Genomic DNA, 9,768 nt, shown 5'->3' with positions numbered 1-9,768 from the left:
CCCGCGAGCAGTGGACCGGCCGCCGCCTCGGGGCCGCCGGGGCCAAAAACCAATTGGCCGTGCAGTATGCTGCCGACGACACCGACTTTGCCGCCGCCGGCCTCAAGTGGGCCGATTTCGATAAAGTGCTGTTCGACAACCTGCCCACCGACACCCGCGACGACGCCCGCAACCCCGCCGACCTGCACAAGCTCGTGGCCACGTTCCGCCAGCAAGCCGGCGTGCCCGCCGACTACAACCCGGCCCTGAGCGAGTGGGAAACGGCCATCCGGCGCTACGGCCTGACGCGCGCCAAGGGTTTCGCCCAGTTTCTGGCCGGCCAAGTAAAGGAAAACCCCGTGCTGGGCACGTCGCCGCTCATCCGCGAATACATCGCCGCCGCCACCGACGCCGCCCGCAAAGCTGCCATCGACGCCCACCCGCCCGGCCGGGTCGACGATGCTACGCTGGGCGAAAAGCTCGATGGCCTGCGCGCCATCAAAACGCCCGAGGAGTTGGCCCTGCTGCGTCGGGCCATCCGCATCAGCGCCCAGGGTCAGCGCGAGGTGCTGAAATTGATGCGCCCCGATATGGGCGAAATGGAGCTGCAGGGCCTGCACGAATATGTGTACCGCCGCTACGGGGCCGAGTTCCAGGGCTACCCCAGCATCGTGGGCAGCGGGGCCAACGGCTGCATTCTGCACTACGAAACCAACGACCGCCAGCGCCTCGACAACGACCTCGTGCTGATGGACTGCGGCGCCGAATACCACGGCTACTCCGCCGACGTGACGCGCACCGCGCCGCCGTCGGGCACGTTCAGCCCCGCCCAGCGCCAGATTTACGAGCTGGTGCTGGCCGCCCAAGAGGCCGGTTTTGCCGCCTGCCGCCCCGGCGCCGACTTCGATGCCCCCAACAAAGCCACGCAGGAAGTAGTGGCCGCCGGCCTGCTCAAGCTCGGCATCATCAAGAAGAAAGACGATTTCCGCAAATACTACCCGCACGGCGCCAGCCACTATCTGGGCCTCGACGTGCACGACCGCGGCACCTATGGCCCGCTGCAGGCCGGCAACGTCATCACCGTCGAGCCCGGCATCTACATTCCCGCCGGCTCGCCCTGCGACCCCAAGTGGTGGAACATCGGCGTGCGCATCGAAGACGACGCTCTGATAACGCCCACCGGCTACGAAAACCTCTCGGCCGAAGCCCCGCGCACCGTGGCTGATATTGAGAGATTAATGGCTGAGCCCAGCGCGCTCGAAGGCTTCAGGCTGCCGGAGTTGCGATAGAAAAGGAAATGATGAGAACGTCATGCTGAGCGGAGTCGAAGCATCTCTGCCGCCAAAGTATTCAGTTACTATTGCGGCAGAGAAGCTTCGACTGCGCTCAGCATGACGTTTTTGAGGCGTTCTGCTTCGCCAACTGAAAGTTGCGTAGAGTTGCTTTGCTGTTTCCAAAAATCCCCGTACCTTTGCAGTCCTAAATTTAAAAATCATACCCCCCGTCGAGATGGCCAAAAAAGGAAACCGGGTGCAGGTTATCATGGAATGCACCGAGCATAAAACCTCGGGGATGCCGGGCACCTCGCGCTACATCACCACCAAGAACCGCAAGAACACGCCCGAGCGCATCGAGTTGAAGAAATTCAACCCCATCCTCAAGAAAATGACCGTTCACAAGGAAATTAAATAACCTGAACAATGGCTAAGAAAGTAGTTGCTACGCTGAAAACCACCGAAAACGCTAAGAACTGGGCTAAGGTGATTCGTGCCGTGAAATCGGAGAAAACCGGCGCTTACACTTTCCGCGAGGAAATGGTATTGCTCGACAAAGTTCAGGAGTACCTGGCCACCGGCAACAAATAGTTGCCGGCCGCTATGGCTTCGTTAAAAGAGTAAAAAGTCCCACCTTCGTGGGACTTTTTGCGTGTAGGGGTGGGGCTGGCCCCCACCCGCCGTTGAACGAGTTTCGTTGAACGATTTCGCCATTCGTCGTGCATTCGTCCGGGCGGGGGCAAGCCCCGCACCCTACAAACCCTCCCTCATGGGCCTCTTCGATTTTTTTAAAAAGGACAAGGAAACCCCCGCCCAGCAAGCCTCGCTGGATGCGGGCCTGGAAAAAACTAAAACCAACTTCTTCGAGCAGCTGAGCAAGGCCGTGGTGGGCAAAAGCACCGTGGACGAGGCCGTGCTCGACGACCTGGAAACCCTGCTGGTGCACGCCGACGTGGGCATCGAAACCACCGTGAAGGTGATTGACCGCATCGAAGCCCGCGTGGCCCGCGACAAGTACGTGAGCACCGGCGAGCTCGACCGCATTCTGCGCGAGGAGATTGCCGGGCTGCTGGAGGACAACAAGTCGGGCTCGATGGCCGTGCTCGACCGCGCGGGCAGCACCGGGCAGCCCTTCGTCATCATGGTGGTGGGCGTGAACGGGGTGGGCAAAACCACCACCATCGGCAAGCTGGCGCACCGCTTCCACGCCGCCGGCAAGAAGGTGGTGCTGGGCGCGGCCGATACCTTCCGCGCCGCGGCCGTCGACCAGCTCATCATCTGGGGGCAGCGGGTGGGCGTGCCCGTTATCAGCCACGGCATGAACACCGACCCGGCGGCCGTGGCCTTCGATGCTGTGCAGAAAGGCGTGGAGATGGGGGCCGATGTGGTCATCATCGACACGGCCGGCCGCCTGCACAACAAGGTGAACCTGATGAACGAGCTGAGCAAAATCAAGCGCGTGATGCAGAAAACCATTCCCGACGCGCCGCACGAAGTGCTGCTGGTGCTCGACGGTAGCACCGGGCAGAATGCGTTTATGCAAGCCAAGGAGTTCACCAAAGCGACCGAAGTAACGGCCCTGGCCATCACCAAGCTCGACGGCACGGCCCGCGGCGGCGTAGTAATTGGCATTTCTGACCAGTTCAGCATCCCGGTGCGCTACATCGGGGTGGGGGAGAAGATGACTGACCTGCAGCTCTTCGACCGCCACACGTTCGTCAATTCGCTGTTCAAGAAATAAGCGAGTCTAGCTCGCCTTGGCTCACGGCCCGCTTGGCCCGGATACTACCGGACGGGGCGGGCCGTTTACCTTCGTGCCATGAAGGACATTCAAACCTTAGCCGTGGTCGGTGCCGGCACCATGGGCCTGGGCATTGCCCAGCTCGGCGTGCAGCATGGCCTGCCCACCGTACTGTTCGACCTGAGCTCGGCGGCCCTCGAAAAAGCGCAGGCGGCCATTGCGGCCGGCTTGGGTAAGCTGGTCGAGAAAAACAAGCTCACCGCTGAAGCCCGCGAGGCCGCCCTGGCCCGCCTCACGCTCACCACCACGCTGGCCGACGTGCGCGCCGACTGCATCATCGAAGCCGTGGTGGAGCGGCTCGACGTGAAGCACAAGCTGTTTCAGGACCTGGCCGAAATCAACGGGCCGAGCATCATTCTGGCCTCTAATACCTCCTCGCTGCCCATCACGCAGTTGGCGGCCCCGGTGCCCGGCCCCGAGCGCGTGGTGGGCCTGCACTTCTTCAACCCCGCCCCGCTGATGGCGCTGGTGGAGGTTATCAGCGGGGCCGCCACGGCCCCGGCGGTAGCCGACGCGGTAGAAGCCTTGGCCCGCCGCCTGGGCAAAACCCCCGTGCGCGCCGCCGATGCGCCCGGCTTCATCGTGAACCGCGTGGCGCGGCACTACTACGTGGAGAGCCTGAAAGTGGTGGAGGAAAACGTGGCCCCGTTTGAGGTGGTGGATGAGCTGCTCGAAGCCAGCGGATTTAAAATGGGCCCGTTCCGGTTGATGGACCTGATTGGTGTGGACACCAACTTCTCGGTGACCAGCGCCATGTTTGCCTCATTTCATCAGGACGGCAAGTTTCGGCCCAGCCGCATTCAGCAGCAGAAGGTCGATGCCGGCCACCACGGCCGCAAAACCGGCCGTGGCTTCTACACTTATTAAGTCGTTTCGCTATGCATTTTTCGTTTGTGAGCCCGTGGCCGGCCCGGATAGGAGCGGGGTTGGTGCTAGGCGGCCTGCTGGCATCCTGCGGCAGCAAAACCGACACCCAGCCTCAAATTCCTTACGCCCCGGTCAACCTCAGCCTGAGCCTGGCGGCGCAGGAGTACGCCCCGTTACGCTTCGACAACGGGGCCGTGACAATTCCGGCCAAGGGCCCGGCCGGCAACGGAGGCGTGAAGGGCGTGATTGTAGTGCGGCAGAGCGCGGGTACGTTCCTGGCCTTCGAGCGCAACTGCCCCTACCGACCCTACGATGCCTGCGCCACGGTGTCGCTCGACCGCAATTCGAAGCTGTTTATGCGCGATTCGTGCTGCACTTCGCAATTTGACCTCAAAGGCCAAGTAACGGGTGGCCCGGCGCCGTTGCCCCTTAAACAGTACAGCGTCAGCGTACAAGGCAGCCTGCTCAGCATTACGAATTGAAAAGGCGCAGAAATTTTTGAAAAAAAATTGCCACGTGCTTGTGCATCTCTAAAAAGTCTGTGTAGATTTGCACTCCGAAACAACAACAACCGGGTTTCGGACTAGAAAAAAGCTTCCTTAGCTCAGCCGGTTAGAGCATCTGACTGTTAATCAGAGGGTCCCTGGTTCGAGCCCAGGAGGGAGCGCTAAAAGGCCACTTACGGTAACGTAAGTGGCCTTTTTTGATTGTCTTTTCTAGGTGATTAATACTACTGGCCAGCCCCGATTGTAGTCAGCGCGGATGCACAATCCTTAGCTTTGCGTTCGGGTAGAAATATGCCGGACTACTCTACCACCAAGTGTAAGGATTGGCTGTCCTCGCGCCCCATGCGCGCCCTGTGGTTTGACCAGCGGCATTATTAGCGGAGGTGGTGAGTAGCAATCAGCTCACTACGTGGTACACGCACATTGATGCATCCGATTGGGTATCTATTATATACTGGCGCATTGCGCGCGGTGCCTTGGGCATCGACCTGCTACCGTCAGCGGGATGTTGAACTGGATGCATAGCGTGCAATGGTAGCATGCTGATGTATCTGGCTAGTGCTGATACGGTTACTCATATGCTTACTTCGAGTTATAAGCTCGTCGCTACGGGCTTATAACTCGAAGTAAGCAGTGTTTTTCTCGAAACCGTAGCACAGGTCAGCAGTATATCAGCTCTGCGCGGAGTGTCATATAAACGCACCATTATCGCGCGTATCTGCGGGCATATGGCCTGAGCTGAAAAGTTCGATATTGCTTTGCAGAGCAGTCGCTCAGTTGCAGCAGACAGTTGGGAGATGCTGCCACGCAATGGTATTGTGTGGGATGCTAGATGCCTTGTTTTTTTTTATTGGGGGCGACAGTTTGCCAGGCGGTATATGAATTAGAGTTCTTAGTCGCTCAGCGCCGACCGGGGCCGGTCGGCGGGGGCCACGCCCCAGGTGGGGCTGGGCTTTGGGCCCATCTCGAACACCAGCGTACCGCCCCGCAGCAGGTCCTGGTGCGTGATGTAGGACTTGGGGTAGGGCCGGCCGTTGCGCGTCACGGCCTGAATGTAGGGGTGGGCCGCGTTGTTATTCTTCGCTTCGATGGTGAGCGTTTTGCCGCCGGCCAGCGTGAGCACGGCCCGCGCCACGGCGGGGCTGCCGAACACGTAGGTGCCGTTGGCGGGGTTGAGCGGGTAGAAGCCCAGCGCCGACAGCACGTGCCAGGCCGACATCTGTCCCACGTCCTCGTTGCCGATGATGCCGTCGGGCCGGGTGGTGTAGAAATGGTCGGTGACGAAGCGCACTTTCCCGGCGGTTTTCCAGGGCTGGCCCACGTAATTGTAGAGGTAGGGAATGTGGTGGCCCGGCTCGTTGCCGTGGGCGTACATGCCGATGAGACCCGAAATGTCGGGCGAAGCCTCGGCGCCCATATTGCCCTGCACCCGAAACAGCGAATCCAGCTTCTGGCCGAAGCGTTGCTCGCCGCCGAGCAGCCCAATCAACCCCTCCACATCCTGCGGCACCAACCAGGTGTACTGCCAAGCGTTGCCCTCGGTGAAGTCGCTTTTCATATGCACCGACTTGAACGGGTCGAAGGGCGTGCGCCACTCGGTGGCCGACACGCGGCCCCGCATGAAGCTGGTTTGCTTATCGAAGTAGTTCCGGTAGTTCTGCGCTCGTTTGCTGAAGTAGGCGTAGTCCTCCGTTTTGCCCATCTTCTTGGCCATCTGGGCAATGCACCAGTCGGCCAGGGCATATTCCAGGCCTTTTGACACGCTCTCGACTTCGCTGTCGGCGGGGATGAAGCCCTGGGCCTTCACGGCTTTCAGGCCGAACTCGTCGCGCATAGCGGTGGCCTTCACGGCCTCGTAGGCCAGGTTAGCATCGAAGCCCCGGAAGCCTTTGAGGTAGGCATCAACTACCACGGGCACGGCGCTGTAGCCCACCATGCAATTGGTTTCGTTGCCCATCAGGTGCCACACGGGCAGCTTGCCCTGCTGCTGGTAGATGGCCAGCATAGTGCGCACCATGTCGTTCACGCGCTCGGGCTGGAGCAGGGTGAACAGCGGGTGGGCGGCGCGGTAGGTGTCCCAGAGCGAGAAGGTGGTGAGATTGGTGAAGCCGGGGTTTTGGTGCACCTGCTTGTCGGTGCCGCGGTAGTCGCCGTTGTGGTCGTTGAAGGCCGAGGGCGCCATCATGGTGTGGTAGAGGGCGGTGTAGAAAGTTGTCAGCCGGGTTTCGTCGGCCTGAATCTGTACCTTCTGCAGCTCCCGGTTCCAGGCGGCATCGGCCTGCGCCGCCACCCGCTCAAAGTTCCAGTGCGGAATCTCGGCCCGGATGTTGGCCAGCGCGCCCGCGGTGCTGACGGGCGAAATGCCCACTTTCAGCTTCACCTTCTCGCCGGCCCGGGTGGCGAAGGTGAGCACGCCCTTGATGCGGTTGCCGGTGACGGCGGGCTTGGTGTTGCCCAGCGTATCGAGCACCTGCACGCTGCTGAACTGGCGGATGGGCTTCGAAACCACGGCCGCGAAGTACAGCCGCTGGTCCTCGGCCCAGCCCTTCGAAAAACGGTAGCCCACCAGGGTGCTGTCGTTGAGCTGTTCAATGTGAGTGTCGGTGGCCAAATCCCAGCCAATGCCCTGCTGCAGGTCGAACACCAGGTGGGCGGCGTCAGACTGCGGGAAAGTGTACTGGTGGAAGCCCACCCGCTCGGTAGCCGTCAGCTCGGCCCGGATGTCGTAGCGCTTGAGGCGCACGGTGTAGTAGCCGGGCCGCACCTGCTCCTCCTTATGCGAGAAAAACGACAGCAGGCCCCGCTCGGGGTGCCGTGGCCGGCCCTCGGTCACGCGTACCGGGCCGGTGGTGGGCATCACCGCCACGTCGCCCAGGTCGCCGATGCCGGTGCCGCTGAAGTGGGTGTGCGCGAAGCCCACGATGGTGGAATCGGAATAATGGTAGCCCGAGCACCAGTCCCAGCCCTCAGTCACGTTCACCGGCCCCAGCTGCACCGCCCCAAACGGTACGTTGGCCCCTAGAAACACGTGCCCGTGTCCGCCCGTGCCAATGTAGGGGTCGACGTAGCGCGTAAGGCTGGCCGGCGGGCGGGGGCCGGCCGCCAGCGCGGCCAGTCCGCAGGCAAGGGCTGTGGCGGATAGAAGAAAGCGAAGCGGCATGGGCGGGCGGTTTGGGTGGTTAGGTTAAAATTACCTTGTTGAACGTCATGCTGGGCGCAAGCGAAGCATCCCTACCGCTTCGCCTGACGAGAAACATCACCCCCGGCCTCTCTCCTCGGGGAGAGGGGAGTTGGACGAAGCGGGAGAGATGCTCCGACTGCGCGGACGCCGGATGAGCATGACGTTCTTTTTTGTTTCGCGCCCGCTAGCTCACTTCCCCGCCACCGGCACCAGCTGCCGGGCTACGTTCCAGCCTTCCACCGATACCAGCGGGGCGGGCACGTCGGCCGTGGTGGTATAATCCAGCCGCACGGTTTTGCGCTCGCCGGGCAGCACCGACACGTAATTATCGGAGTAGAACACGGGTAGCATGCGCTTTTGGGTGACGGGGTTTACGAGGGCCAGTCGGTTGAAAAAGGCCACGGGCGCGCCGGCGGGGTTGGTCAGCGTCACGTCTACCTGGCCGGGGGCGGCGGCGCGGGCGGCTATTTGCAGAGCGGCGGGGGGCATGGTTTTCAGGCCCGAATACTCGCCGCGGGCGTCGGGCAGCCAGTAGAAGTTCTGGCTCAGGGCGCGCTGGTCGAGGTCGAGCAATTGCAGGTGCAGGAAGGTGCCCCGCTCCCGGGCCAGCTTACGGATGGTGCCGCTGAGGGGCAGGTATTTCTTGGCCATCGAAGGATTCAATTCGATGACAACCTGCGTGATGGGTGTTTTGCGGCCGGCCATGTCGTAGGCATCCACCACCAGCATCAGGTCGCGCCGCATGCCGAAGCCGTTGTTCACCAGCGTCACCACGCTGTCGACGGGGTTGTACATCACGTGCAGCGGCTCGGCGCCGGCGCGCAGGCCGTAGAGGCCGGCGTTGGGGTCGAGGTAGTAGTCGTAGAGCTGCCCGCGCAGGGCCGTCCAGGGGTTCTGGGTTTTCCAGATGATGCTGCCCGTGTACCAGTCCCACATGTGCGCGCTAAAGCCTTCCATGAGGGCGCGGTACTGCTCGTAATTCACCAGTTGGGCTTTGCGGCCGAAGTCACGGGCATCGGTGGGAGCGCCGTAGGGCAGCAGGTGGTTTTCGTAGCCGATGTACTTGTGGTAGTCCCACACCGAATCCACCTTCTCAGCGGGCCGGGCCGGGGTGCCCACCCAACGCGGCGGCACCAGGTTGGCGGCCGGCAGAAACCGCTCCAGCGACTCCACCTCGCCCACGCCCACCGAGCCCACCTCGGAGTTGAACGGATACGTGCGCTGGCTCCAGAACCGGCCGATGGGCTGAATGGTATAGGGCCCGTCGCCGCCCCCGCCCAGGGTGTTCAGCGACATGCTGTCGGCGTTGGAGTAGGGGATGAACCAGCGCGTGCCGTCGAGCTGGGGCAACAGGCTGTCCTGCAGGGTCGTGAGGATGTCGCGGGGCGGGGTAATTTCGTTGCCGCCGCACCACAGGGCCAGCGAGGGGTGGTTGCGCACCAGCTTCACCTGGTCGGCGGCCGAGCGCACGAACAGGCGGTGGTCGTGCGGGTAGCGGCGGCGGGCGTACTGGTCGTCCAGCTTCAGCGGGTCCACCCAGCGGCCGTTGGCGTCGCCCGTCACCCAGAAGTCCTGCATCACCAGCAGGCCGTACCGGTCGCAAGCCTGGTAAAACTCGGGCCGCTCCACCAGCGCGCCGCCCCACACGCGCAGCAGGTTCAGGTTCGCGTCGCGGTGGAAGCGTACTTCGGCGTCGTAGCGCGCGTCCGAAAAGCGCAGCAGCGCGTCGGAAACAATCCAGTTGCCGCCCTTGATAAAGACGCGCTGCCCGTTCACCAGCACCTGCGCGCTCTGGGTGCGCTCGTTCCACTCCCGCCCGATTTCGCGCACGCCGACCGTCACGTCCTCGACATCCGACACCGCGCGGCCCACCCGAAACTGCACCTGCGAGGCGTACAGCGGCTGCGCGCCGTAGCCGTTGGGCCACCACAGCCTGGGGTTGTTCAGCGTGAGCCGGGGCAGGCGCACCAGTTGGCTGGAATGGGCCGGCAAAATCACTTTCTGCGCCACCGTCTGCCCCTCAATCGTGTATTGCAGCTCGCCCGATACCTTTTTGCCGGTGGGATTTTCCAGCTCGGCCGTCACGTCGAGCTGGGCCGGCGCCTGCGGGCCCTCTGGCTGGCGCCGGCCCGGCACGCGGGTGATGACGTGCACGTCGTG

At 62.5% G+C, this 9,768-nt stretch carries 8 protein-coding genes and 1 tRNA gene; 7 read left to right on the top strand and 2 right to left on the bottom strand.

Annotated features, from left to right (window positions below):
- The 7 genes from ACYVDE_RS08290 to ACYVDE_RS08260 form a co-directional block, all read left to right on the top strand.
- Positions 1–1,268: M24B family metallopeptidase (locus ACYVDE_RS08290; RefSeq protein ID WP_460501014.1), on the top strand; the 1,268-nt coding region annotated here is incomplete at its 5' end.
- A 220-nt stretch (positions 1,269–1,488) separates the two neighbouring features.
- On the top strand, positions 1,489–1,671 hold the full coding sequence (gene rpmG, locus ACYVDE_RS08285) for a 50S ribosomal protein L33 (protein ID WP_035567317.1): 183 nt from the start codon (positions 1,489–1,491) through the stop codon (positions 1,669–1,671).
- Positions 1,672–1,679: 8 nt separating this feature from the next.
- On the top strand, positions 1,680–1,844 hold the full coding sequence (locus ACYVDE_RS08280) for a DUF4295 domain-containing protein (protein ID WP_083322258.1): 165 nt from the start codon (positions 1,680–1,682) through the stop codon (positions 1,842–1,844).
- A gap of 178 nt (positions 1,845–2,022) precedes the next feature.
- Positions 2,023–2,994 (top strand): signal recognition particle-docking protein FtsY, encoded by a 972-nt coding sequence (gene ftsY, locus ACYVDE_RS08275; protein ID WP_460501013.1) that lies wholly within the window; start codon positions 2,023–2,025, stop codon positions 2,992–2,994.
- A 78-nt stretch (positions 2,995–3,072) separates the two neighbouring features.
- Positions 3,073–3,921, top strand: coding sequence for a 3-hydroxyacyl-CoA dehydrogenase NAD-binding domain-containing protein (locus ACYVDE_RS08270; protein WP_460501012.1), 849 nt, complete (start codon positions 3,073–3,075; stop codon positions 3,919–3,921).
- An 11-nt stretch (positions 3,922–3,932) separates the two neighbouring features.
- Positions 3,933–4,403, top strand: a complete 471-nt coding sequence (locus tag ACYVDE_RS08265; RefSeq protein ID WP_460501011.1) for a hypothetical protein — start codon at positions 3,933–3,935, stop codon at positions 4,401–4,403.
- A 111-nt stretch (positions 4,404–4,514) separates the two neighbouring features.
- Positions 4,515–4,588 (top strand) — tRNA-Asn (locus ACYVDE_RS08260).
- Between the two features lie 731 nt (positions 4,589–5,319).
- Here ACYVDE_RS08260 and ACYVDE_RS08255 read toward each other — a convergent pair.
- Together ACYVDE_RS08255 and ACYVDE_RS08250 are read right to left on the bottom strand one after the other, a co-directional pair.
- Complete coding sequence (locus ACYVDE_RS08255; RefSeq protein ID WP_460501010.1) at positions 5,320–7,587, bottom strand: GH92 family glycosyl hydrolase; 2,268 nt, start codon at positions 7,585–7,587, stop codon at positions 5,320–5,322.
- 210 nt (positions 7,588–7,797) lie between these two features.
- Positions 7,798–9,768 (bottom strand): glycoside hydrolase family 2 protein (locus tag ACYVDE_RS08250; RefSeq protein ID WP_460501009.1); only part of this gene is annotated, 1,971 nt, incomplete at its 5' end.

This window comes from Hymenobacter agri (assembly GCF_054778495.1).
This window is presented reverse-complemented; position numbering and strand designations above follow the sequence as displayed.

Bases quoted from the DNA above. Each gene is read 5' to 3' on its own strand.
- rpmG (WP_035567317.1), top strand. From the start codon at position 1,489: ATGGCCAAAAAAGGAAACCGGGTGCAGGTTATCATGGAATGCACCGAG.
- ACYVDE_RS08280 (WP_083322258.1), top strand. From the start codon at position 1,680: ATGGCTAAGAAAGTAGTTGCTACGCTGAAAACCACCGAAAACGCTAAG.
- ftsY (WP_460501013.1), top strand. From the start codon at position 2,023: ATGGGCCTCTTCGATTTTTTTAAAAAGGACAAGGAAACCCCCGCCCAG.
- ACYVDE_RS08270 (WP_460501012.1), top strand. From the start codon at position 3,073: ATGAAGGACATTCAAACCTTAGCCGTGGTCGGTGCCGGCACCATGGGC.
- ACYVDE_RS08265 (WP_460501011.1), top strand. From the start codon at position 3,933: ATGCATTTTTCGTTTGTGAGCCCGTGGCCGGCCCGGATAGGAGCGGGG.
- ACYVDE_RS08255 (WP_460501010.1), bottom strand. From the start codon at position 7,587: ATGCCGCTTCGCTTTCTTCTATCCGCCACAGCCCTTGCCTGCGGACTG.